Raw genomic sequence first — 25,154 nt, forward strand, 5'->3', positions numbered from 1 at the left:
CGCACCGCAGCCACGGCCTGGTCAGCACATGCCGCCGCCACCGCCCGCCGGACAACCGAGGCCGCCGGTGCCGCCACCGCCGCGACCCGGCCCCGTACCGAACCCACGCCAATATCCGGCTCCGCCACCGGCGGCCGGTCCTGGCCGGCCCCGCCCCGTTCCGCCTGGACCCAATCGGCAGGTGCCTGCGCCTTCCGGCCCGCCTGGCAATGTGGGGCAGACGCCGCCGCCCCCCGGACCACGTGGGCCGCAGTCCGGCGCCATTCCGGCCGCACCGCGTCCCCCGCGGTCCGGCGGGATCCCGACCACGCCGCGTCCACCTCGTTCCGGCGCCATACCCGCGGTGCCACGGCCTCCGCAGTCCGGTCCGATCCCGGCCGCGCCGCGCCCACCCCGTTCCGGGCCGATGCCTGCGATCACGCCGGAATCCGATCGGGTGCCGCCGCCGCGCTACGCCCCGCCGCAGCCGCAGCAGTTCCCACCGCCGCCTCAGCGGCCGGCCGCCCCGGTTCGGCATGAACCGGCGGAACCGGCTCGCCCACGGACCAGGGAGTGGCCCGCCGCCACCGCCACCGCGGAGCCACCGAAGGCCGACGAGCCGAAGCAGAGTGCGAATTCCCGGCTGCTCAGCGACTCCGGATCGATCGCGTTCGCGACACTGATCAGCAGGATCACGGGGTTCGGCAAGCAACTGCTGCTGCTGACCGTGCTCGGCCCTGCCATCGCAAGCGCGTTCACCGTCGCCAGCCAGATTCCGAACATGATCGCGGAGTTGGTGCTCGGCGCGGTGCTCACCGCGATCGTGGTGCCCACGCTGGTGCGCGCGGAGCAGGAGGATCCCGATCGCGGAGAGGCGTTCGTCCGGCGCCTGGTGACCGCGGCGTTCGTGGTCTTGGCCACTGCCGCGCTGCTGGCGACGGCCGCTGCGCCGGTGCTGACCACACACGTCTTCCTGTCCGACGACGGCAAGGTCAACACGGCGCTGACCACGGCGCTGTCTTTCCTGTTGCTGCCCGCGATCCTGTTCTACGGCATGTCGGCGCTGCTCACGGCGATACTGAACACCCGGCAGATGTTCAAGCCCGGCGCCTGGGCGCCGGTACTGAACAACCTGGTGGTGCTCACCGTCCTCGGGCTGTACGTCCTGATGCCGGGGGAGATCACGCTCGACCCGGTCCGCATGAGCGACCCGAAGCTGCTGGTGCTCGGCGTCGGCGTCACGGTCGGCGTTGTGGTGCAGGCCGTCAGCCTCCTTCCGGCGATCCGTAGGGCGGGCATCGACCTGCGCCCGCTGTGGGGCATCGATGATCGCCTCAAGCAGTTCGGCGGCATGGGCGCGGCGATCATCCTGTACGTGCTCATCAGCCAGGCAGGCTTCGTCTTCGCCACCCGGATCTCTTCGCATGCCGACGCGGCAGGTCCGGCGATCTACAACAACGCGTGGCTGCTGCTGCAACTGCCGTACGGCGTCCTCGGTGTCACGGTGCTGACCGCGATCATGCCCCGGCTGAGCCGCAACGCCGCCGCCGACGACACGCCCGCGGTGGTCGACGATCTCTCCGCCGCCACCCGGTTGACCATGATCGCTCTGGTACCCGTGGTCACCTTCCTGACGCTGGCCGGTCCGCAGGTCGGACAAGCCCTCTATGGCTACGGCAACTTCGGATCGGACGCCGAACGTCTCGGTCTCGCGGTCAGCTGGTCGGCGTTCGCACTGATCCCGTACTCGCTGGTGCTGATCCACTTGCGCGTGTTCTACGCCAGGGAGCAGGCGTGGATTCCCACTTGGATCATCCTCGGCATCACCGCCGCCAAGATCGTCTTCTCCGCACTTGCTCCCGTGGTCACCGACGCCGAACACGTGGTGGTCGCGCTCGGTGTCGCCAACGGCCTCGGCTTCGCGGTCGGCGCCGTCGTGGGTGGTTTCCTCCTGCACCGCAGTCTCGGCGACCTGCGTATGGCGAACGTCGGCCGAACGGTGACCCGTGTCGTACTTGCGTCACTCGCGGGCGGCGCGGTGATGTGGATCGTGGACCGGGTACTCGGCTTGGATCGGCTGACCGAGTCCTTCGGCGGCCCCGGTTCGCTGATCCGGGTGGCGATCACCGCGATCGTGATGTTCGCGGTGGCCTTCGGCTTGATGCGACTCGCCGGTATTCCGGAGATCGTCGCCATCACCGTGGCAGTCTCGCGGCGCCTCGGCTGGACACCGCCCGCGCCGGAACTCGACCTGGAGAGCCCGGTCGAAGATCCCTACGTCACGCAGGTGCTCCGCAGGCCTGATCCCTACTTGGCATACCCGAGGTTCGATTCGTACATGGACGCCCAGACCATGGTGCTTCCTGTGATCCGACCCGATGCCGTTGACCGCACCGGCAAGGGTGAGTTCCCGTACCCTGTTCGGCAGAGAAGCACAAGTGGCGAATTCGCCGGAACCTCGACATACCAGGGCGAAGGAGGACCGAGGGTGAGCGACGACGCGGTGGGCGGCGTCCCAGCCGCCGATTCTTCTGCGACCACGCCCGGCGGACTGTCCACCGATGTACCGCCGACCGCGGGGGAGCCGTTGGATCCCGCGTACGCGAACAACGGACCGGGCACGGCCGGACCGGAGCAGGCCGCGGCGAGACCGCAGGAGAACCAGCTGCCGCCGCGCGATCCGATGTACGACACCGGGATGATCCCCGTCGGCTCGCCGGAGATGCCGCCGATGGGTGGCGAGAACCTGGGCGCTCGGCGGATCCCGCGCGGCCCCAAGTTGATTCCGGGCGCGTCGGTGGCAGGCGGGCGTTACCGCCTGCTGGCGAGCCACGGCGGCGCGCGCGGCCTGAAGTTCTGGCAGGCGCTGGACATCAAACTCGATCGCGAGGTCGCGTTGACCTTCGTCGACGCCGACCAGAAAGCGACGGAGAACTCCGGGCAGGACGGCCCCCAGGCGATCCTGTCCCGGACGCTGCGCCTCGGCCGGATCAACTCGCCCGGCCTCGCCCGCGTACTCGACGTCGTGCGCGGCAGTTCCGGCGGCATCGTGGTGGCGGAATGGACGCCGGGTCGTTCGTTGCGCGAGATGGCCGATACGGTGCCGTCGCCGATCGGCGCGGCGCGGGCAATCCGCGCCCTCGCCTCGGCGGCCGAGTTGGCGCACCGTGGCGGCGGATCGCTGTCCATCGACCATCCCGACCGGGTGCGCATCAGCGCGTCCGGTGACGCGGTGCTCGCCTTCCCCGGCACGCTGTCGGACTCCGACGCGCAGTCCGACGTCCGCGGTCTCGGTGCGATGCTCTACTCCCTGATCACCGCCCGCTGGCCGATCCGCTCCGGCGGCGTCACGGGCACCGCCGCGACCGTCGGCGGGCTGCGGCTGGCCGATTTCGGACCGGACGGCACGCCGGTGGAACCGCGCCAGATCCGTCCCGAAGTGCCGTTCGAGATCTCCGCGGTCGCCGTGCGCTCGCTGGAGTCGAACAAGGGCGTGCGTACGGCGGCGACGGTCCAGCACGTGCTGGAGCAGGCGTCGGTGGTCGATCAGAAGACCGACTTCATCCCGGTGCTGCGGCTGGGCCAGCGCGCTCCCGCGAACATGGACGACTCGCTCGCCGATCCGGAATTGCTCGCGGCCGAACGCGAACGCTCGCAACGCATGATGTGGATCATGGTCGGCCTCGGCATCCTCGCCGCGCTGGTGGTCGGCGTCGTGATCTGGTGGATGGTCAGCGTGTTCGCACCGAGCGCTTCCGACGCGCCGCTGAACGAACAGCGCAATATCGGCCTGACGACTAACAACCAGCCGGTACCGACGCCCGCCGCCGCGGGCCCCGGCCTCACCTCGACCGGTGCGCCGGTTCCGGTGACCGGCGTGTCGGTGTTCTCGCCGGAGGGCACCGCCGACGGCGTCGCCAACGTCCACGCCGTGCTGGACAACGATCCGGGCACCCAGTGGCGCACCGATCAGTACTTCCAGCAGTTTCCGGCGCTCAAGAAGGGGGTCGGTCTGCTCGCCACGCTGCCAGCCCCCGCGAAGCTCACGAACGTCTCGATCAACTCGCCGAGCGCGGGCACATCGGTGGAGATCCGCACGTCGCCCACCGGCTCGCCGACGCTGGATCAGACCCAGCTGATCGGTTCCGCCCGGCTGGACGACGGCGTCACCGACATCCCGGTGCGCGCCGACCAAGCCGCCCGCTACGTGCTCGTCTGGATCACCGGACTGGGGAATTCCGGAGGACAGTTCCAGACCGCCATCGCCGACATCCGTTTCGACGCCGCGCCGTAGCCCGGCTGCCCGCGCATCGGTCGTGCGGGCCATTCGTCACGCGGCGTTGAACGCCGCGCATTCCTCCGTATCCGGACCGATCACTCGGTTGCTGCCAAAACGTTACGGGCGATATGATCTTCGCGCGCTCTCAGCAGGGGAGCTTCCCAGGTTTCGGCGTTCGATCCTGGATGCTGCGAAGTCCGGTGATGGTCAACCATGCCCGTTGCCGCCGTGAGGGCTGTCCAAGGGGTTGGCATTTGTCGTCCGAAGTGAACGAGGAGCTCGGCAGGGGGGCGTCGCAGCCGGTGATGTGTCGCGAGCGCGCCTTCGAACTCGGTGAACGCACCGATGTGGAGTTGTTGCGGGCGCACGTCGCCGGTGAGCGGTACGCGTTCGCGGAGTTACTGCGCAGACACAACGATCATCTGTGGCAGACCGCGCTGCGCACCTCCTACACGCGTGAGGATGCGGCCGATTCACTACAGGACGCGCTCTTGTCGGCGCATCGCACCGCGGGCTCGTTCCGGGCGGAGGCGGAGGTCCGCAGCTGGTTGCACGCGATCGTGGTGAACGCGTGCCTGGACCGGATCCGGCGGAACAAGACCAGGCGGGCGTTGTCGCTGGCACCGGAGTCGATGCCGGAGCCGAGGGATACCCGCGACGAGATGGCCGAGGTGGAGATGTCGTTGGTCATCGATCGAGCGTTGTTCTCGTTGCCGCCGGATCAGCGGACCGCGTTGGTAGCGGTGGATGTGGAGGGGTATAGCGTTGCCGAAGCGGCGGCGTTGCTCGGCGTGCCCGAGGGGACGATCAAGAGCCGGTGCGCTCGTGCGCGGCAGCGGTTGAAAGAGCGATTGGATTTTCTGCGTGATCCGGGGAACCGGGGGTAGTTGGGATGCGTCATTAACAGTGACGAACCACTGAACGAATCAGAGACAGGCCCCGTAGGCGAGGGGGTCCCCGCGATGTCCGATGCGAACAACGGAGGTGCGATGGCTACCGAGTCCGTGCCGCAGCCTCCGTTCGCGTCCGAATTGCTGGCTGACCTACATGCCGACAACGTAACGCCCGCGCAGCGCGAGCAGTTGTGGCCGATCGTCTCGCGCGACCCGGAAGCGGTGCGGTATCTGCGCGCGCTGGATGACGTGCGTGCGGAGCTGCGTGCCTTGGGCGGGAACGAGCGCATCGTCCATCCGATGCCGGACGACGTGGCGGCCCGGCTCGCACGGTTCGTCGACGAGCTGGAGCCACCCGAAGGCGCCACGGTGCATGAGCTTGCGCCCCGGCAGGTAAGCGAATCCGTCGCAGACGCAGACGATTTCGCATCCGCGCCGGTGGCTCTGGATGAGCGCCGCCGCGGCAGGTTGCGCTGGTTGGCCGCGGCGGCCGCGGCGATCGTCGCCGTCATCGGCGCGGGTGTCTGGGCTTCGACAATGCGCAGCGGAGACGACCCGGCGCCCACGGCGCAGCCGACCTCGGGAAAAGACGACTGGGGTGACGATCTCACCGCCACCGTGGCCCTCGGCGCGCTGGGCAGGCACAACGTCACCGGAGCCCTGGCCGGCCCGGAAGCGCTCGAGCGTTGCGTCCGGGCGAACGGTCTGGACCGCACGATCCTCGGCTCGACCGACATCCGATTCCAGGGCGGCAAGGCGGTGCTCATCCTGCTGAACGGCCCGCACCCGCCGAAGATCACCGCGCTGGTCGTCGGGACCGGCTGCGCTACCGGCGATCCCCAGCGCAAGGCGCTGCAGGACATCGGCTGACCTTGCGATCTGGGCCACCCGCGCGGTGTGACCCCGCCGACGCGGGAACAACAGCCATTACCCTGTTGTTGACCGACACGTCCGATCGAATCTCCCCGGAAGGGCCTCATGAGCGAGCGTAGCGAGCAAAAAAGCGACACCGGCACGCCAGTTCGCGACTTGATCATCATCGGCTCCGGCCCCGCCGGCTACACGGCCGCCATCTACGCGGGCCGCGCCGAGCTCCAGCCGTTGCAGTTCGAGGGGACCCAGTTCGGCGGTGCGCTGATGACCACCACCGAGGTCGAGAACTTTCCCGGCTTCCGCGGCGGCATCATGGGCCCGGATCTCATGGAGGAGATGCGCGAGCAGGCCAAGCGGTTCGGCGCGGACATCCGCACCGAGGACGTCGAGGCGGTCGACCTGACCGGCCCCATCAAGAAGGTCGTCGTCGGCGGCGAGACCTTCCACGCCTACGCCGTGATTCTCGCCATGGGCTCGGCCGCGCGCTACCTGAACGTTCCGGGCGAGCAGCGGCTGCTCGGCCGCGGTGTCAGCGCCTGCGCCACCTGCGACGGGTTCTTCTTCAAGGGCCAGGACATCGTGGTGGTCGGCGGCGGCGACTCCGCGATGGAAGAGGCGATCTTCCTGACCAAGTTCGCCTCCAGCGTCACCATCGTGCACCGCCGCGAGGAGTTCCGTGCCTCCCGCATCATGCTGGAACGGGCGAAGGCGAACGAGAAGATCAAGTTCGTGCTCAACGCCGAGGTGGTCGAGGTGCACGGGGAGAACAGCGTCACCCATCTGACCCTGCGTGACACCCGGACCGGCGAAACCTTCGAGCTGCCCGCCACCGGCCTGTTCGTCGCGATCGGCCACGATCCGCGCAGCGAACTCGTCAAGGGCCAGGTCGCCTTGGACGACGAAGGATACGTGCTGGTACAGCACCCGACGACCGCGACCGAGATCCCCGGCGTCTTCGCCGCGGGCGATCTCGTCGACCACACCTACCGGCAGGCGATCACCGCCGCGGGCACGGGCTGCCGTGCGGCCATCGACGCCGAGCGCTGGTTGGCCGAGCAGGGCGACATCACCTCGAACACCCTCGCCCACGCGGGTGAGTCGGTGGCCGCCAACTGAGCTCGCGCTGGACGAGCCATACCTTTCCGTCTCGCTGTATCGCAAGGAGAACACCCATGTCCGAGTCCGCCCACACGGTCACCGTCACCGACGCGTCCTTCGCCGACGACGTGCTGCTGAGTGAGAAGCCGGTCCTCGTCGATTTCTGGGCCGACTGGTGCGGCCCGTGCAAGATGGTCGCGCCCGTCCTGGAGGAGATCGCGGGTGCGCACGCGGACAAGCTGACCGTCGCGAAGCTGGATGTGGACGCCAACCCGAGCACCGCCCGCGATTATCAGATCCTCTCGCTGCCCACTATGATGCTGTTCCGCGGCGGTAAGCCGGTCAAGCAGATCGTCGGAGCGAAGGGCAAAGCGGCTCTTCTGCGCGAACTCGAAGACGTCATCTGAGGACGCGCCGTAGGATGCCTGGACCCGGGGATTGTCGAAACCCGGTCCGGGTCTGAGACAATCGACCGACGCTCCGGTCGTGCGAAGGTGTATCCCATCGCATGAGTGGGTACCCGCGGGTTTGACGGAAGGAAAGGGCTCTCACGCATGCACCGACTTCGTCACGGCGATTCCGGTCCAGCCGTAGCAGAGGTTCGGAGCACCCTGGCAAGCCTCGGGTTCCTACACGCGCACGTCGCTGCCGACACCGCGGACGCACGCGAATATTGGAAGGACACCGAAGTGTCCTTCGACCATCACCTCGACTCCGCGGTTCGCGCGTTTCAGCAGCATCGCGGTTTACTCGTCGACGGTGTGGTCGGTCCGGCGACCTACCGGGCACTGAAGGAAGCGTCCTATCGACTCGGCGCGCGCACGCTGATCTATCAGCTGTCCGCGCCGCTGTACGGCGACGATGTGGCCACGCTCCAGCGCAGACTGCAGGACCTCGGCTTCTACGTGCACCGGGTCGACGGCTACTTCGGTCCGCACACCCACGACGCGCTGACCGCCTTCCAGCGGGAGATCGGCCTGTCGGCCGACGGCATCTGCGGTCCCGACACGCTGCGCTCACTCGACCTGCTCGGCGCCAGGGTCACCGGCGGCAATCCACACCGGATCGCTGAGGAAGAGGTCGTGCACCGGGCTGGGCCGCAGCTGACCGGCAAGCGGATCGTCATCGACCCGGGTCTCGGCGGTCCGGACAAGGGTTGTGCCGTGCCCACCGAGTACGGCGACGTCTACGAGTCGGAGATCCTGTGGGATCTCGCCAGCCGTCTGGAGGGGCGGATGGCTGCCACGGGCATGGAGACCTTCCTGTCGCGGCCGTGGGGCGCCAACCCCACCGACGCCGAACGCGCGGAAACATCCAACGCCTTCGACGCCGATCTGATGATCTCCCTGCGCTGTGCTGCCAACCCGAGCCCGCTCGCCAACGGCGTTGCCGGGTTCTACTTCGGCAACTCACACGGCTCGGTGTCCATGATCGGGCAGGTGCTGGCCGGGTTCATCCAGCGCGAGGTCGTCGCCCGAACGTCGTTGCAGGACTGCCGCACTCACGCGCGAACCTGGGATCTGCTGCGTCTCACCAAGATGCCCACGGTGCAGGTCGACATCGGTTATATGACAAACGAATACGATGCCTCGGTGCTCACCAACCCGCGCATGCGCGACGTGATCGCCGAAGCCATTCTGATCTCGGTGAAGCGGCTGTACCTGCTCGGTCAGGATGACCAGCCCACCGGCACATACACTTTCGCGGAACTGCTGGCCGAAGAGCTGGCTGCCGCCGACCGGATGTAGCCATCGGTCTTTCGTAAGTCGAAGCGCCCCCAGCCCTTTCGAGCTCGGCAGGGGGCGCTTCGATGTTCAGCTCAACGCGCTCCGATACGGGTCGGCGCGGTCATCGACGCCGCCGCGAGCAGCTGATCCAGCGCCCGTTCGACGTCTTCCTTCCAGCCGTGATCGGAGGCGAGCTCCAACCGCAAGCGCGGGAATCGGTGATGCGGGGCCACGACCTCGAAGCCGACATCCTCCAAGAAGTCGGCGTCGATCATGCAACTCTCGGGTGAGCATTCGGTCGCCGCGCCCGCCGGGTTCGCATTCTTGATCGGCGCGACGATCCGCTCGAGCAGTGTCATCGAGCCGGACCGCTCCGAGAGTGCCTGCGTGGTCGGGTCGGTGCGGATACCGAAAGCCTCCAGGGCGCGCACGCCGCGACGCACCAGATCGGACACCACGCCCTGAACCAGGCGATGGGCGACATCGGCATCCTGATAGGGGAATTCGGCCCGCAGCGTGGTCAACAGGACCGCGTCCGGACTCACGGGGGAGGTGGGGAAGAGGGTGGCGCGCGGCACGGCACTCGGTGGCGCGTACAAGGCGCAGCCGGCGACGTTGCCGTCGACGTTCGCCACCTGCCCGCACGAACCCCACTCCAGCATGACCGTGGACAGCCAGGCTTCCTTCTCGAACACCGGATCGCTGAAGTTGCGCGAGTCCTCGGCCACGGCGGGGTCCATCTCCCAGAAGACACAGCGCCGCGCATGCGCGGGAAGCTTCTCCAGTCCGCCGAGGGTTAGTGCTGTGACGCTGGTCGACACCGCTCTGCTCAGCCTCCAGCTGTCCGATTCATCCACGCTCACGTCGCATCAATGTTTGCTCGCCAGCAAGAATAAGCGATCAACGGGAACCTGCCTCATTCCATGTCGCTGTGCTGTTGGTCGGAAGAACTTGGGTGGGTCCGCCGGGAGCGATGCACGCTCGCAGCCGTTGCGGTACCCCTGCCGTCACAGTGACGTTTCGGCGGGGTAGCCGCACCTATCGAAACCACAAGTTAAATTTCGTCACTTCTGTCACACTGCGGGTGCGTTCTGCTCCATCAGGGCGACGATCCGCTCGAGGTCTTCGACCGACCCGAACTCGACGACGATCTTGCCTTTGCGCTTGCCCATACTCACGAGGACCCGGGTGTCGAAGGAACCGGACAGCCGTTCGGCCACGGCTTGTAGGCCTGGCATCTCGATCGGCTTGCGCCGAGCGACGGGAGAGGGCGCGGCCGCGTCCTGCTCTCGGTTCGCCAGCATGACGGCTTCCTCGGTAGCCCGGACCGAGAGTCCCTCGGCGACGATCCGGGCGGCGAGCACCTCTTGGGCGTCCGCACCCGCTTCGAGACCGAGCAGTGCCCGCGCGTGCCCGGCGGACAGTACGCCCGCCGCGACCCGGCGCTGCACCGGGATCGGCAACTTCAGTAGACGGATCATATTCGTCACGACGGGGCGAGAGCGGCCGATTCGCGAAGCCAATTCTTCGTGAGTGACGTCGAATTCCTCCAGCAGCTGCTGGTAGGCCGCCGCCTCTTCGAGCGGGTTCAGTTGCACCCGGTGGATGTTCTCCAGCAGGGCGTCGCGCAGCATGGACTCGTCCGCGGTCTCCCGGACGATGGCGGGAATCGCGGCCAGGCCCGCCTCCTGACAGGCCCGCCACCGCCGCTCGCCCATGACCAGCTGGTAGCGGTCCACACCCGGTTCGGTCCGGCGCACCACGATCGGCTGCATCAACCCGAATTCGCGAATCGAATGCACCAGCTCGGCCAGCGCGTCTTCTTCGAAGACCGTGCGCGGTTGCTTGGGATTCGGCTCGATCTGGTCCGGCGGGATTTCCCGGTAGACGGCGCCGCCTGCTTCCAGTTCAGCGTTGTCGGCGGGATCCGGTACCCGGTGCAGGTAGGCCGAGGGTGGCTGCGGCCCGACCGGATCCAGACCGATGACACTCGCCGCAGCGCTACTGAGGCCCGGTGATGCCGTCGGTGTCGTCGGGATCAGCGCGGCGAGACCGCGCCCGAGACCACCCTTCTTCGCCTGACTCATCGGTCTACCGACCCCTTCCTCATTCCGCTACCGAACCGCACTGTGCCGAGCGTCGACCCGGCAGGCCGAGTCACTCCGCCGACTTCGTCGCGGCGACGCGCGGGGCCACCGCGCGGGCCGCCATTTCGCGTCCGGCGTCCAGGTAGCTCATCGCGCCCCGGGAGCCTGGATCATAATCGAGCACCGTCATGCCGTAACCAGGCGCCTCCGACACCTTCACGCTGCGTGGAATCACCGACCGCAGTACGACATCGCCGAAGTGCCCGCGAACCTCCTCGGCGACCTGGTCGGCCAACTTGGTGCGCCCGTCGTACATCGTGAGGATCACGGTCGAGACGTGCAGTTCCGGGTTCAAGTGCGCCTGCACCAAGCCGATATTGCGAAGTAGCTGACCCACGCCTTCCAGCGCGTAGTACTCGCACTGAATCGGAATCAGCACCTCTTTCGCCGCGACTAGCGCGTTGACCGTCAGCAGGCCCAAGGAAGGCGGGCAGTCGATCATCACGTAATCGATGTCGTATCCGGCGATATTCGCCTCTTGGATAGCGGCTTTCAGGCGCCCCTCCCGGGCCACCATCGATACGAGTTCGATCTCGGCGCCCGCCAGGTCGATGGTCGCTGGGATGCAGAGGAGGCGTTCGCTGTGCGGACTCGTTTGGATAGCGTCTCTGACCGAAACCTCGCCGATGAGCAGCTCGTAGCTGGAGGGGACACCCGAGTGGTGCTCGATACCCAGGGCGGTGCTGGCGTTGCCCTGCGGATCCAGGTCGATCACAAGCACCGTCATCCCCTGATGCGCCAAGGCGGCCGCCAGATTCACGGCGGTGGTCGTCTTCCCGACGCCGCCTTTCTGATTGGCGATCGTGATGATCCGTTGCTCGTGGGGTTTCGGCACAGTCACCTTTCCTGGATGGAGGACCTGACTTGCACGTTGGGCTTCGGCGGCTATCGGGGTCTCGCTGGGGGAGATGTGCCCGAACGGCGTACTTCCGAATGCCTCCGTGTCGAAATTGCTGGAGTCCAGCATCCCCGGCACGCGCGACGTTGTTTCCCGTGAAACATTCGCCGGACCGCTCGACATAGACAGCTCCTAACCCGAGAAACTTCAGAACACGTGCGCGCGACGGGACGGGTCGGCGTCGTATCTGCAACAGCCTTTGTCGGTTCGAACACGATGCACAACCGGCTCCGCGGCGCCCGATCGACCGAGCGGAGCTGCGCGCCGCTGTGACAACCAGATCCCTCGTGGCACCTACGCTCACGCCCGACGCACACTAGCTTGCCAGCACTGAGCGGTTTAAGAAAGCTGAATCGCGGCGAGGCGCAAAGCGACACGCAAATCCGCACGAATTCGCCTCGACGCGCACGCTGTTTCACATGAAACATTGCCGTCGGACGGTGCGTGGGACAGCAGGCATGCCGCGTGACCGAGCGCGGATAGTGGATGATTACTCGCACTGACTGTTCGACCGACCTGGTTCAGATGCTTCGGCTGACAAACCTCGGACCGGCACACAGCCCCGCGTTACTTCGAATGGACTGAGCTCGGTCGCGTATCGACAGGCTTGACGACACCGGGGTATGTGTTGCCGCGCTTCGAGAGTGGCGCGGCGACCAGAAGGACCACACTCATTGCCCCTCAGCTGTGGTCGGAGACTGGTCGCGTCTCCAGCGGAGCGAAACCGATTCACGTGAAACATCGGGTGACAATTCCAGACGCGCTCAGGATTCCGGCGGACTCGTTCGGAGGGGCTTTGATTCACGTGAAACACGGGCCGCAGCCTGGTGATCCGAGAAGCGCCCGCTAGATCCGCAACCCACCCCTGTCTCAGGCTCGGGATGTAGTTCGAGACGCACCTCGATGAAGTCGAGTGTGACTCGGCCACGCTCACATAGAACTTCGGGTTTCGCTCCAGGCTCGCCGCGGACCGCCTTCCCGCCGATGTTTCACGTGAATCCAATCCGCGTGGGAATCTGTGCAACCCACGCGCACACAACCCGACGACTTCTCACCCGACACACAACGGACTTGAGCCAACCGCGACGCCAGTAGCAATCTCTTTCCCCAGCCACGGCAGACGGCAACCTCGACTTCAGCCACCAAGCGGCCACGCCGTTCCAGACGGAGGTGCCGCACGCCAGACGGAGGTGCCGCACGGGACCCAGCCGACGGATCGAAAGGAAGCAAATCAAGCGCGTTCAACCGGGCCATTCCGTCAGAGTGACGAAACGATCCCAGGCCCGAGGTCGACGGTCGAGCCTTCGCGATCGAAGCTGCTACTTGGCCTTGCGTGCCGCACGCTTACGCGCACGCTCCGTCGTCGCGGCGCGGACAGCCTTTCCGCCACGCTCGACCGCTCGTTCGGCGCGCCGTCGGGTGGCTCGCTCGGCGCGGGGGAGGCGCTCTGCGCTGATCACCATCGTGGGCGTCGCCACCAGACCGACGCCACATTCCAGGACGACCGCGTTACCCGCGCCGGCCTTCGTCAGCGCCTCGCCATCGCGTTCGAGTTCCTCGGCCGCGCTCGCTCCCTTGAGCGCGAGCATGTGCCCGTGGTCGCGGAGGAGGGGAAGGGACCACTGGGCGAGTTTCCCGAGCGGGGCCACCGCGCGGGACGTCACCACGTCCGCGCCACCGGCCTCCTTCATGACGCCCGACTGCTCCGCGCGCCCCCGCACCACGGTCACGTCCAGTCCGGCCGATTCGATGAACTCGCTCAGGAAGATCGTTCGGCGCAGCAGTGGTTCCACGAGAGTGATCCGGAGATCCGGACGCGCAATGGCGAGCGGGATGCCCGGCAGGCCCGCACCGCTGCCGATGTCGACCACGGACGCGCCCTCGGCGATCAACTCGCCGAGCACCGCACAGTTCAGAATGTGGCGATCCCAGAGGCGGGGCACCTCGCGCGGGCCGATCAGTCCGCGCTCCACGCCCGCGGTCGCGAGCGCCGTGCGATATCGACGCGCGAGATCGAGTCGGTCGCCGAAGACGGTCGCCGCCGACGCGGGTGGCTCCACCTCCGCGGGGTCCGCGGTGGTTCCACCGAGATCTCGTTCCACGTGAAACATCCTTCCGAACTCGGGTCGATCTACGAACGAGCAATCGGGCTCCGGACACGAACAAGGCCCCCGGTCCGAAGACCAGAGGCCCTATCCAACCATTACCCATCCGGGCCGCGAAACACGCCGCCCGCTCTGGGGATGTCGCGACTCAGCCGGGAACGACCACCACGTGCCGGTTCGGTTCCACACCTTCGCTCTCGCTGCTCACGCCCTCCACGGCCGCCACAGCATCGTGCACGATCTTGCGCTCGAACGGAGTCATGGGCGCCAGCGACTCCGGCTCACCGGACTCCAGTACGCGCTGCGCCGCCGCTGCGCCGAGTTCGCTCAGCTCGGACCGCCGCTTGGCCCGCCAACCCGCCACGTCCAGCATCAGCCGGCTCCGCACTCCGGTCGCCTGCTGGACGGCGAGCCGGGTCAGTTCCTGCAACGCGTCGAGCACCTCGCCGTTCCGTCCGACGAGCTTGGTCAGGTCACGTCCGCCGTCGATGCTCACCACGGCGCGATCGCCTTCCACGTCGAGATCGATGTCGCCGTCGAAGTCCAGCACGTCGAGCAACTGTTCGAGATAGTCGCCCGCGATCTCGCCTTCCTCGATGAGCGCTTCCTCGGCATCATTCACGACATCGTCGGTGTCCGCTCCGGCGTTCGCCGTCGTCGTCGCCACGGTGGCGTCCCCTCCGTCGGTCTCAACAGTCATTTGATTTCCTTCATCTGCTCATCGCGCGCGCCGGGCAATCGCCGCCGGGCGGTATTCGCGATCAAGGGGGTTGCTCAGCGATCGAGGTGGGCGGCTCGGCCCACCGATGGTGCGATCAGCGCTTGCGCTTCTGGTTCGCCCTGCCCCGGTTACCCGGCCGTTTCTGCCCGGCCGGACGCCGTTGGCCCGCCGACTGCTTCGGCGGCTTCGCGGTGCCGTTCGTCGACGCGACAGCAGTGTCCTCGTCCGACGTGGCATCGGCAGCGGCGGTGGCCGGCTTCTTCTTCACGTTGACCGGTTTGGCTCCGGGCTTGGGCGCGTTCTGCGCGCGCTGCTCGAGCTTCGCCTGCTTCTTGGCCTCTTCTTCTTTCGCCATGCGGCCGAACACGAGGTGCTGCTGCCCGTAGGTCCAGATGTTGTTGGAGACCCAGTACAGCAGGATGGCGATCGGCAGGAATGGGCCACCGACGAGCACGCCGAGCGGGAACACCCACAGCGCGAGCTTGTTCATCATCGCGGCCTGGGGGTTGGCCGCGGCTTCCGGCGTCTGCCGCGCGACCGAAGCACGCGCGTTGAAGTGCGTGGCGATACCGGCGATGACCATCAAGGGAATCGCGACGAGCGCGATGCTCAACTTGGTCGGCACGCCGCCGTAGTCGGCGAAGGCCTGCAACTGGGGGGGCGGAATGGTGATGAACGCCGAGATCGGCGCACCGAAGATGCGAGCGCTCAGGAAGGACTGGACATCGGCGGCGCTGAAGACGTAGTTCGCGGTGTTCGCGTTCTGCTCCGGCGTCATTCCGAGCTGGCCGATACCGTGCCCGGTCCGGTTGAACGAGCGCAGCACATGGAAGAGTCCGAGGAACACCGGCACCTGAGCGAGGATCGGCAGGCAGCCCATCAGCGGGTTGAAGCCGTTGTCCTTCTGAAGCTTCTGCATCTCGACCGCCATCTTCTGACGGTCGTTCTTGTACTTCTTCTGCAGCTCTTTGATCTGCGGCTGCAGTTCCTGCATCTGCTTGGTGGTGCGCACCTGCTTGACGAACGGCTTGTAGAGCACCAGGCGCAAGGTGAACACCAGGAACACCACGGCCAGCGCCCAGGTGAGACCGTTGTCCGCGCCGAACGCGAACCCGAAGACCCGATGCCAGAACCAGAGGATCCAGGACACCGGGTAATAGATGAAGTCGAGCACGGCTCTATGCACTCCCGTCGTTCGTGTCGCCGATCACCGCGTGCGGCGATCCTTTACAAGCTTTCGGCTCCGACCGCGGTCCGGTGAGCAGGCTCGTTTCCTGCGACGTCGCGTCGGTCGCTGCCCCGTCCGCCGGCTCGGCGCGATGCGTACTTCGCTTCCGCTCCGGGACGGGGTCCCACCCACCAGGGTGCCAGGGCGCGCATTTGGCCAAGCGCACGACCGTCAGTAAGAGCCCCATGAACAGGCCACGAGTGCGCAATGCGGTCACCGCGTACTCACTACAGGTCGGGGTGAATCGGCACACCGGCATGCGGGTAGGGGAGACGTAGGTCCGATACAGCTCGATCGAAAAGATCAGCACGTTCGCGGGCAGTCTGGCGATCTTCGCCCAGAGGCTCATGCCAGGCCACCCGTCGACATACCCGCCTGAGCGCCGACGCCGAGCTTGCGCAGTGCGGTGCGCAGCTGGCGCAGCAGGTCCTCCGACGACGCTGTAGCGGCGCCAGGAAGCGCGCGGATGACGACATCGGTCTCGGCGGGCAATTCGTCGACCACCTGGGCACACATATGACGCAGGCGGCGGGCGACGCGATGTCGAATCACCGCGTTGCCCACCGCCTTGCTGACGATCAGCCCGAAGCGCGGTCCGCCCACGCGGATCAGCACGTCGTCCGGGACCTGATCGTGTCGTCCATTCGCGCCCACGATTCCGTCATACCCGCGCGCGAGCGCATGTACGACCAGATCACGCCTCCCGATTCGCTGGCCGCGGCGCACCGTCCGGGAGAAGTCGGCACGATGATGCAACCGATACGGCTCAGGCAACACCCGAGCGTCCGAGAGCGAGGATCAGGCAGTGAGGGAGGCGCGGCCCTTACGGCGACGCGCCGACACGATGGCGCGGCCCGCACGGGTGCGCATCCGGAGGCGGAAGCCGTGAACCCGCGCCCGACGACGGTTGTTCGGCTGGAACGTCCGCTTGCCCTTGGCCACGGTCAACACTCCTCGAGTAGGCGGGCACCAGGTAGTGCCCGAAGCTTGTCGGTGATACGTATATTGCGCGAATGAATCGCAGGTCTGGTCATCATCGGCGCGCGTCGGTCCTGGCGCACAGTCGGTCGATCACGACCTAAACGCGGTCAGCACAAGACCGCCACCGCACCAAGGGGTGACTGTACGAGGGTACTGATCGGCCCGGGGCGGGTCAAACTCGCCCCATCGCTTCGCTCGCCCCGGCGACCAGGCGGAATCGGCTCGCCGGAGTCAGGCATTCTGGCAATGACCGTGAGTTCGTCCACACCCCTAGCCATCGCGCACCCCGCGCCACTAAGGTACGTAGCCAGGCGATTGCTGCAGAACCCCAGGTCGTGGCGTTGCCCTTCCCGCGCGTACGCGCGTTTCACAGTTCTCGAGGGTTCTCCACATCTGTGGATAATTGTGTGGAAAGACCCCTGGAGTGGCATATTCGTAGGGCCGACGGTGCCACGCCGCTGTCCAGATGGGGGACCCGGGCAGCGTCCGAACCGGTTACGGACGTACGCAGGATCACGGGATCCATCCCGAGCATCACATTCCACGCGTGCCCCGGCCGTCTGCTCCTATCGACCTACTCCGGGGAGGAAACTGCATGGACGACGAGCAGAACGTGCTGGCGACGGTGTGGCCCGAGGTTGTCACCGAGCTGACCACCGGGTCGCCCGACGGCGCTATTCCTCCGGTGACCCGAGCACAGCAGGCTTGGCTGAAGCTGGTCAAGCCGCTGACGGTCGCACAGGGGTTCGCGCTGCTCTCCGTGCCCTCGTCGCTGGCCCAGGAGGCCATCGAACGCGATCTGCGCGAGCCCATCCTCCGTTCTCTCGGCCGTCGGCTCGGACCTCAGGTGGAAGGGCTCGGCGTGCGCATCGCCGCCCCGACCACCCCGACCGTCGACCGGCAGACCAACACGCCGCGGCACGCGCGGATGACGAGCAGGCCGGAGCGCAACCGAGAGGGCCGTGCTCCCGCCGCCTACCCGGGTTCGGAGTTCCCCGGTCGCGATGCCTACCCGGGGCCACGTTATGCACAGCCCACCGACTTTCCTGCGGCGCCCGCGTACCACGACGGCTCCGACTACCCGGGCGCCGAATACGGGCAGGACTTCGCCCCGCCGGAGGAGTACCGCCAGCCGGAGTACGCGCACGCCGACTATCCACCGCGCGGTGAGTACGCCACGACCGCCGAGCTGCCCATGATGTCCGGGCCCGACGCCGCGCCGCGCCGCGAACCCGGGCTTCCGCCGCGGCGAGAGCCCGCCATCCCTCCGGGGCAGGAGTCGCTGTTCAATCCGGAGCCGTCGCCGAGCGGTGTGCGCGGCCCGCTGCGTGCGCCGATGCGCGAGACCACCGACGACGACACGGGCTTGGCGCACGATCCGGTGCGCGAGCCGGTGGGTGACCGCGACCAGGACGACGAGCCCGTGGTAAATGTCCGCAACTCCTGGCCCACTTACTTCGCCAAGTCGCAGGAAGCACCCGCTCCGTCGACGTCCTCGGCGAGCCTGAACGCGAAGTACACCTTCGAGACCTTCGTCATCGGCGCGTCCAACCGCTTCGCGCATGCCGCGGCCGTAGCCATCGCCGAAGCCCCGGCTCGGGCCTACAACCCGTTGTTCGTCTGGGGCGCATCGGGGTTGGGCAAGACCCATCTCTTGCACGCGGCCGGCCATTACGCACAGCGTCTCTTCCCCGGCATGCGGGTCAAGTACGTCTCGACCGAAGAGTTCACCAACGACTTCATCAACAGCCTGCGTGACGACCGCAAGGTCGCGTTCAAGCGCCGCTACCGCGAGACCGACATCCTGTTGGTCGATGACATCCAGTTCATCGAGGGCAAGGAAGGCATCCAAGAGGAGTTCTTCCACACCTTCAACACCCTGCACAACGCCAACAAGCAGATCGTCGTCTCCTCGGATCGTCCGCCCAAGCAACTGGCCACACTCGAAGAGCGGCTGCGGACCCGATTCGAATGGGGACTGATCACCGACGTACAGCCGCCGGAGCTGGAGACGCGCATCGCCATCCTGCGGAAGAAGGCGCGGATGGACCGGCTCGACGTACCGCACGACGTGCTGGAACTGATCGCCAGCCGGGTGGAGCGCAACATCCGCGAGCTGGAGGGCGCGCTGATCCGGGTGACCGCGTTCGCCTCGTTGAACGGCCAGCCGCTGGACCTTCCGCTGGCGGAAGTGGTGCTGCGCGATCTGATGCCGGACACCGCGGCCCTGGAGATCAACGCGGCCACGATCATGGCCGTCACGGCGGAGTACTTCAACACCACACTCGAAGAACTCACCGGTCCAGGTAAAGCGCGGCCGCTGGCCCAAGCCAGGCAGATCGCCATGTATCTCTGCCGCGAGCTGACCGACCTGTCCCTGCCGAAGATCGGCCAGGCATTCGGCCGCGACCACACCACGGTGATGTACGCAGAGAAGAAGGTACGCAAGGAGATGACCGAGCGGCGCCGCGTCTATGACCAGGTGCAAGAACTCACAGCCCGGATCAAGCAGCGCTCCCGCTGAGCGCTATCCACACCTGAGCACCGCCCCTGACCTGGGGCGGTGCTTTTTTGTGGGTTGTGGATTCCTCGAGGAATCCTTGTGGAGTCCTCGAGGAATCCACCGGTTTGTCCACCGATCCGTGCACAGGTCGGGGCAACCGCTCCCTCGAGTTCCCTCACAGGGCGAATTCAACAGTTTCCCCAGGCAGAGTTGCACACAGCCGCTGACCAGGGAGTGTCCGGATCTGGCCTTGTGGAATCCTCGAGGAGTCCGTGTGGAGTCCTCGAGGATTCCTCGAGCTGTCCACGATCTCGTGCACATGTGTGAACAACCGGGTGAATCCGGTGGAACAACTCGAGGAGCGCTCGAGGATGAATCCGGGACAACCACGGAACCTCCACAGACGCCTCGTGTTCATCCTCGAGACACTCCATGGCCATCCCCACGGCACCACGCCCCCTGAACAGCGGTTTCGGCCGCAGTCCACAGAATCCACAGCGCCTACTACTACTTCAGTTCTTTTCATTAGAGATCTCCCTTCAAAACAGGGTGTGTGGAAAGTCGGTCGAGCGACGCACTTCGCCGTCCGCTCCCGGTTTCCCGCAAGGAAGAGGGACCGACCCGGAGCGGGATCCCCGTCCCGACGACCGACCGCCGTGCGGCGTCCGTCCGCCCACCGCACGCCCGGCCCGATCTCTCTCGCCGCCCCGCTTGCGTCCGCCCCGTGGCTCGGCCATCGGCGGCACCGGAGGGTCGGGCTAGGTGCACGTCCCTCGCGCGGGTACGGTTTGATGTCGGTCGCCTGTGCCAGACTTCGAAGGCGGCCGATTCGGCAGGACCCTTTCGAGCACCGACACTGACGAGCCGACAACAGATCACGGAACCGGGAGAGGACAGATCGGGCGATGGAGCTTGCAAGCATGAAGTTTCGGGTCGCCCGCGAGGATTTCGCCGAGTCCGTCGCCTGGGTGGCGCGCAGTCTTCCGTCCCGGCCGCCGGTTCCGGTACTCGGCGGTGTGCTGCTGGTCGCCGACGAGGACGGCTTGACCGTCTCCGGCTTCGACTACGAGGTCTCCGCACAGGTACGGGTCGCGGCCGAGGTCGCGGGTCCCGGTCAGGTGCTGGTCTCCGGTCGTCTGCTCGCCGACATCACCAAGGCGCTGTCCAACAAGCCCGTCGACGTCTCCGTCGACGGCACGCGCGTGCTGATCACCTGTGGCAGCGCGAAGTTCTCCCTGCCGACCATGCCGGTGGAGGATTATCCCCAACTGCCCGAGGTGCCTCAGCAGACCGGTGCACTGAGCGTTGATGTCTTCGCCGAGGCGGTCGGTCAGGTCGCCGTCGCCGCCGGCCGCGACGACACCTTGCCCATGCTGACCGGTATCCGGGTGGAGATCGAGGGATCGCAGGTCGTGCTCGCGGCCACCGACCGGTTCCGCCTCGCCGTCCGGCACATCGAATGGCAGCCCGCGCGTGCCGATATCGAGACTTCGGTACTCATTCCGGCCCGGACGCTGTCGGAGGCCGCCAAGACGCTCGGACCCTCCGACGCGCCCGTCCAGCTGTCCCTGGGCACCGGTGCGGGGTCGGACGGGCTGCTCGGCATCGTGAACGCGGGCCGCCGGACCACCACCCGCCTGCTGGACGCGGAATTCCCCAAGTTCCGCCAATTGCTCCCCAAGGAGCACACCTCGATCGCCACCCTGGCCGTCGCCGCGCTCACCGAAGCCATCAAGCGCGTCGCGTTGGTCGCCGAACGCGGCGCGCAGGTGCGGCTGGAGTTCTCCGCCGACGGCCTGCTGCTGTCGGCGGGCGGTGACGATGCAGGCCGGGCCGAGGAGTGGCTGGAGGCGGATTTCCGCGGCGAGTCCCTGACCATCGCCTTCAATCCCGGTTATCTCATCGACGGCCTGTCCGCGCTGCACGCCGACCGGGTCACCTTCGGCTTCACCACGCCGAGCAGGCCCGCCGTGCTGCTGCCCGCGTCGGAGGAAGAGCCCGAGGTACTCGACTCGGGGACTTTCGCGGCGCTGTCGAGCCCGTACATCTATCTGCTGATGCCGGTCCGGCTCCCGGGCTGATCGCCTGTGCAGGATCTGGTTCCCGGCGGATCCGCTCCGCGTGATCCAGCGCGGGTGAGCGGTGACGTCGCTGGAGAATTCCCGGCGACGCCAGAGAAATCGGTCTCCGTAAAACGGAGGATCCACTTTATCCACAGGTGTTCCACAGGGGTGTGGCTCGCCGAGCGGCATGCGCACGACGCGGCGGCGATGCTTCCACCGGCGGAGATGTCCGCTTCGACGCAGGCAGGGGCGCGATAGCGGATGTTCGTCCGAGCTCTGTCGCTGCGTGACTTCCGCTCGTGGGAGCATGCCGAACTGGAATTATCCCCAGGTCGAACCGTTTTCTTGGGATCGAACGGCAACGGCAAGACGAACCTGCTGGAAGCGATCGGCTACCTGGCCACGCTCGCATCGCATCGCGTCGCCACGGAAGCTCCGTTGATCCGGACCGGGACCGAGCGCGCTCGGATCGGCGCCACGGTGGTCAACGCCGGCCGCGAGCTGCGCATCGATGTCGAGCTGAATCAGGGCAGTGCGAACCGCGCGCAGATCAACCGCTCGCCGGTCCGCCGGACCAGGGAGATCCTGGGGATCCTGCAGACGGTGTTGTTCGCCCCGGAGGATCTCGCTCTGGTCCGCGGCGATCCCGGGGAACGCCGTCGATTCATGGACGAGTTGTGCACAACTCGCCTCCCCAGGCTGGCCGCGGTCCGCAGCGACTACGACCGGGTGCTGCGCCAGCGCTCGGCGCTGTTGAAAACCGCTGGGCGGCAGGCCAGGTCGAAGGCCGACCTGAGCACTCTGGACGTGTGGGACGGGCACCTCGCCGAGCATGCGTCCGTCCTGCTCGCCCAACGGCTGCGTTTGGTGCACGATCTCGCGCCCTATCTCGCCCAGTCCTATGCATCGATCGCCCCCGAATCCCGGCCCGCGTCGATCGCGTATCGCAGCGCCGCGCTTCCCCCCGAGTTCCTGGATCCGGCCAGGCCTCCGCGCCCGGAGGACACGGAGGAGCTCGCGGCGATCATGCTGCGTGAACTCGCCGCCGCGCGTTCGAGGGAACTCGAACGCGGTGTCTGCCTGATCGGTCCGCACCGCGACGACCTGGACCTGATGTTGGGCGATTCGCCCGCGAAGGGCTTCGCAAGTCACGGCGAGTCCTGGTCGTTCGCATTGGCTTTGCGCTTGGGCGCGTTCGAACTGCTGCGCGCCACCGGTGCCGAACCGGTCCTGCTGCTCGATGACGTGTTCGCCGAGCTCGACCGGCGTCGCCGCGCCGCGCTGGCGGCCGTCGCCGCGAGCGCGGAACAAGTGCTGATCACAGCGGCCGTGCCGGAGGACGTGCCCGGCGAACTCGCCGCGGTGCCGCTGCGCGTCGAGACGGCGGGTGGGCCCGACGGCCGCGTTTCGCGGATCCTCGCCGAGGATCGGTCCGCCGGCGGAGGTTTCGACGGCAAACAACGGCAGGACCATGCCACGCCTCCGGCAGCCGGGGGTGAACGTGATCCGGTCACCGGATCGACGGAGTCGCGGGCGCCGTAGCCATCCACAGGCGAAGTGGACAGAATCGCCATACACCGCCCCGGTCCACTACAGTGACCTCTCATCGGGATTGTCGATCGAGTTCTCAACAGTTGAGACCGATTCCCCAACACCTGTGGAAAACTCGTCCGGTCACGCTTGCCCGCTTCCCCGAAACCTCACCCAGCAACAGCTGAGCAAGTCATCGAACTTTGCCGGAAAAAGCCAGTTTGGGCGGGGAACAGAGCGTGCAAACTGCTGCCTGCGGCAGGCAGTAGACAGGATTCTCGATGCAGGCAACCTTGTGCGACGGCTGGGGACAACTCGATCGAAGCTGGGGACAAATCATCGGACGCGGAGAAAGGGGGGCGATGAGCGATCAGCCTCCGGAGCCCGGATCCGCCGAATCCACCGGACCGGAACCCGAACTGCGCGGAATCGACCTGGCCCGGCGTGCCCTGGAGGAAGCGCGTGCGGCGGCACGGGCGAGCGGAAAATCCGTCGGTCAGGGGCGTTCCTCGCCTCAGCGCAGGCTGCGAACGGGTGGCCGCAGACGAACCGGATGGTCGGGCGCGGGTCCGGACGATCGCGATCCACAGTTGTTGTCCAAGCTGGCCGGCTCCATCGCCAGGAGCCGCGGCTGGTCGGGCCGAGTCGCCGAGGGCATGGTCTTCGGTCGCTGGGCGGGCGTGGTGGGCGAGGACATCGCCGCGCACGCCACACCGGTCACCTTGAAGGACGGCGTATTGAGTATCTCCGCCGAGTCGACCGCCTGGGCGACGCAGCTGCGGATGCTGCAAAGCCAGATCCTCGCGAAGATCAATGCCGCGGTCGGGCAGGGCGTGGTGACCTCGCTGAAGATCTCGGGGCCCGCTGCGCCGAGCTGGCGCAAGGGCGAGCGTCATATCAAAGGTCGCGGACCGCGCGACACCTACGGATGACCACGGTGGCCAGTATCTGATACCGAGTGTTACGTTTATTCGAACGCGGCGTTTCACGTGGAACGCCCCGGTTCGACGTCCCATCGGAAGCCCGCGGCGTCGGATCGAAAGCGTCCGCGCAGAAGGAATCTCGATGACGATCACCACCTCGGTCGGCCCGTTCCCCGCGACCGCGACCCGGACGGTTCACCGAGGCGACGTCGAGCTCGCGGTATACGAGTGCGGCAATCCCGAGGGTATTCCGGTGCTGCTGATCCACGGTTGGCCCGATACCCATCTGCTGTGGAGCCGGGTGGCGGGCCTGCTCGGCGGCCGTCATCGTGTCATCGCCTTCGACAACCGGGGCGCGGGGAGCAGTTCGGCGCCGGAAGCGGTCGAGGCCTACCGGATCGAAGAGCTCGCGGCGGATGTTCGCGAGGTCATCGCCGCAGTCGCGCCCGGTGAACGGGTGCACGTCCTCGGGCACGACTGGGGGTCGGTGATCGGGTGGGAGCTGGTGGCCGATACGGACGCCGCATCCGTGATCGCGTCCTTCACCTCGGTGTCCGGCCCGAATCTGGATTTCCTCGGCGCCTATCTGCGTGGACCGCTCACCTCGGCGCGGCTGCGCGGCGCGCTGGCCCAAGCCGTGGCCTCGGCCTACACCGTCGCCTTCCAGATCCCCAAGCTGCCGGATCCGGTACTGCGCGCGTTGTCCAGCCGCTGGCCGCGTTTCCTCGCGTTCTTCGACGGCCTGGACCCCGCGCTGGTGGAGACGGCGCCGACGCTGCGCACCGATATGGTCAACAACCTGAAGCTCTATCGAGCGAACATCCGGACCCACCTGCGTCATCCCCGACCGCGTCCGATCGAGGTGCCCGTCCAGTTGATCGTCGCCACCGGCGACCGCGCCGTGCGGCCCGTGGTGAACGCCGAGGCGGACCGGTGGGTGCCCCGTCTGAGCCGGGTCGAGATCCCGGCGCGGCACTGGTCGCCGATCTCACATCCAGCGGAGCTGGCGCGCCACACCGCCGCGTTCATCGCCCGGGCCGACGCTGTTCGCTGATCCGGGGTGCCCGAAAGAACGACCTGCCAACGCATCTCTCAGCCCACTCCTGATGGATCGAAACCGGCGGGAGGCGGAACCGAGTCGCCGGATACCGATTTCTCGCATCCACGCCGCCGTGAGGGGTGTCGGAGGTGGGTTGTAAGTTGGCT

At 67.1% G+C, this 25,154-nt stretch carries 20 protein-coding genes; 11 read left to right on the forward strand and 9 right to left on the reverse strand.

Going from position 1 to position 25,154, the window contains the following annotated elements; genetic code table 11:
* Positions 1-406: 406 nt before the first annotated feature.
* The 6 genes from ACWEH3_RS03700 to ACWEH3_RS03725 all read left to right on the forward strand — a co-directional run bounded on the left by ACWEH3_RS03700 (position 407) and on the right by ACWEH3_RS03725 (position 8,870).
* Positions 407-4,273, forward strand: coding sequence for a murein biosynthesis integral membrane protein MurJ (locus ACWEH3_RS03700; RefSeq protein WP_450015957.1), 3,867 nt, complete (start codon positions 407-409; stop codon positions 4,271-4,273).
* A 290-nt stretch (positions 4,274-4,563) separates the two neighbouring features.
* Positions 4,564-5,145: an RNA polymerase sigma factor SigM gene (gene sigM, locus ACWEH3_RS03705; RefSeq protein WP_355073765.1), complete on the forward strand. Its 582-nt coding sequence runs from the start codon at positions 4,564-4,566 to the stop codon at positions 5,143-5,145.
* A 102-nt stretch (positions 5,146-5,247) separates the two neighbouring features.
* Positions 5,248-6,021: a hypothetical protein gene (locus tag ACWEH3_RS03710; RefSeq protein ID WP_450015955.1), complete on the forward strand. Its 774-nt coding sequence runs from the start codon at positions 5,248-5,250 to the stop codon at positions 6,019-6,021.
* 108 nt (positions 6,022-6,129) lie between these two features.
* Positions 6,130-7,140: a thioredoxin-disulfide reductase gene (gene trxB, locus ACWEH3_RS03715; RefSeq protein ID WP_450015953.1), complete on the forward strand. Its 1,011-nt coding sequence runs from the start codon at positions 6,130-6,132 to the stop codon at positions 7,138-7,140.
* 56 nt (positions 7,141-7,196) lie between these two features.
* The gene (gene trxA / locus ACWEH3_RS03720; protein ID WP_450015951.1) at positions 7,197-7,529 is read left to right on the forward strand and encodes a thioredoxin; all 333 of its coding nucleotides are present in this window, start codon (positions 7,197-7,199) and stop codon (positions 7,527-7,529) included.
* A gap of 147 nt (positions 7,530-7,676) precedes the next feature.
* The gene (locus ACWEH3_RS03725; RefSeq protein WP_450015949.1) at positions 7,677-8,870 is read left to right on the forward strand and encodes a peptidoglycan-binding protein; all 1,194 of its coding nucleotides are present in this window, start codon (positions 7,677-7,679) and stop codon (positions 8,868-8,870) included.
* A gap of 71 nt (positions 8,871-8,941) precedes the next feature.
* Here ACWEH3_RS03725 and ACWEH3_RS03730 read toward each other — a convergent pair whose 3' ends face one another.
* The 9 genes from ACWEH3_RS03730 to rpmH form a co-directional block, all read right to left on the reverse strand.
* On the reverse strand, positions 8,942-9,670 hold the full coding sequence (locus ACWEH3_RS03730) for a GNAT family N-acetyltransferase (RefSeq protein WP_450016048.1): 729 nt from the start codon (positions 9,668-9,670) through the stop codon (positions 8,942-8,944).
* Between the two features lie 252 nt (positions 9,671-9,922).
* Complete coding sequence (locus ACWEH3_RS03735; RefSeq protein ID WP_356963227.1) at positions 9,923-10,936, reverse strand: ParB/RepB/Spo0J family partition protein; 1,014 nt, start codon at positions 10,934-10,936, stop codon at positions 9,923-9,925.
* A 70-nt stretch (positions 10,937-11,006) separates the two neighbouring features.
* Positions 11,007-11,963 (reverse strand): ParA family protein, encoded by a 957-nt coding sequence (locus tag ACWEH3_RS03740; RefSeq protein WP_379250117.1) that lies wholly within the window; start codon positions 11,961-11,963, stop codon positions 11,007-11,009.
* A 1,250-nt stretch (positions 11,964-13,213) separates the two neighbouring features.
* Complete coding sequence (gene rsmG, locus ACWEH3_RS03745; RefSeq protein ID WP_450015947.1) at positions 13,214-14,005, reverse strand: 16S rRNA (guanine(527)-N(7))-methyltransferase RsmG; 792 nt, start codon at positions 14,003-14,005, stop codon at positions 13,214-13,216.
* Positions 14,006-14,147: 142 nt separating this feature from the next.
* Positions 14,148-14,699: a Jag family protein gene (locus ACWEH3_RS03750; protein ID WP_450015945.1), complete on the reverse strand. Its 552-nt coding sequence runs from the start codon at positions 14,697-14,699 to the stop codon at positions 14,148-14,150.
* Positions 14,700-14,814: 115 nt separating this feature from the next.
* Positions 14,815-15,894 carry a membrane protein insertase YidC gene (yidC, locus tag ACWEH3_RS03755; RefSeq protein WP_450015943.1) on the reverse strand — a complete coding sequence of 360 codons (1,080 nt, stop codon included), beginning with the start codon at positions 15,892-15,894 and terminating at the stop codon, positions 14,815-14,817.
* Between the two features lie 4 nt (positions 15,895-15,898).
* Complete coding sequence (gene yidD, locus ACWEH3_RS03760) at positions 15,899-16,297, reverse strand: membrane protein insertion efficiency factor YidD (protein WP_356963229.1); 399 nt, start codon at positions 16,295-16,297, stop codon at positions 15,899-15,901.
* Positions 16,294-16,725 (reverse strand): ribonuclease P protein component, encoded by a 432-nt coding sequence (rnpA, locus tag ACWEH3_RS03765; RefSeq protein WP_450015940.1) that lies wholly within the window; start codon positions 16,723-16,725, stop codon positions 16,294-16,296. The genes yidD and rnpA overlap by 4 nt, the downstream gene beginning before the upstream one ends.
* 21 nt (positions 16,726-16,746) lie before the next feature.
* Positions 16,747-16,890 (reverse strand): 50S ribosomal protein L34, encoded by a 144-nt coding sequence (rpmH, locus tag ACWEH3_RS03770; RefSeq protein ID WP_006550910.1) that lies wholly within the window; start codon positions 16,888-16,890, stop codon positions 16,747-16,749.
* A gap of 634 nt (positions 16,891-17,524) precedes the next feature.
* On the opposite strand from rpmH, the gene dnaA reads away from it, so the two are divergent.
* From dnaA to ACWEH3_RS03795, 5 genes are all read left to right on the forward strand, one after another.
* Positions 17,525-19,453 carry a chromosomal replication initiator protein DnaA gene (gene dnaA / locus ACWEH3_RS03775; protein WP_450015938.1) on the forward strand — a complete coding sequence of 643 codons (1,929 nt, stop codon included), beginning with the start codon at positions 17,525-17,527 and terminating at the stop codon, positions 19,451-19,453.
* A gap of 884 nt (positions 19,454-20,337) precedes the next feature.
* Positions 20,338-21,513: a DNA polymerase III subunit beta gene (gene dnaN, locus ACWEH3_RS03780; protein ID WP_450015936.1), complete on the forward strand. Its 1,176-nt coding sequence runs from the start codon at positions 20,338-20,340 to the stop codon at positions 21,511-21,513.
* A gap of 243 nt (positions 21,514-21,756) precedes the next feature.
* A complete protein-coding gene (gene recF, locus ACWEH3_RS03785) occupies positions 21,757-23,037 on the forward strand; it encodes a DNA replication/repair protein RecF (RefSeq protein ID WP_450015934.1) in 1,281 nt (426 codons plus the stop codon).
* A gap of 350 nt (positions 23,038-23,387) precedes the next feature.
* Positions 23,388-23,957 carry a DUF721 family protein gene (locus ACWEH3_RS03790; RefSeq protein ID WP_356963232.1) on the forward strand — a complete coding sequence of 190 codons (570 nt, stop codon included), beginning with the start codon at positions 23,388-23,390 and terminating at the stop codon, positions 23,955-23,957.
* A 133-nt stretch (positions 23,958-24,090) separates the two neighbouring features.
* Complete coding sequence (locus ACWEH3_RS03795) at positions 24,091-25,002, forward strand: alpha/beta fold hydrolase (RefSeq protein ID WP_450015931.1); 912 nt, start codon at positions 24,091-24,093, stop codon at positions 25,000-25,002.
* The last annotated feature ends 152 nt before the right edge of the window (positions 25,003-25,154 follow it).

It is taken from the genome of Nocardia sp. NPDC004718 (assembly GCF_053601535.1).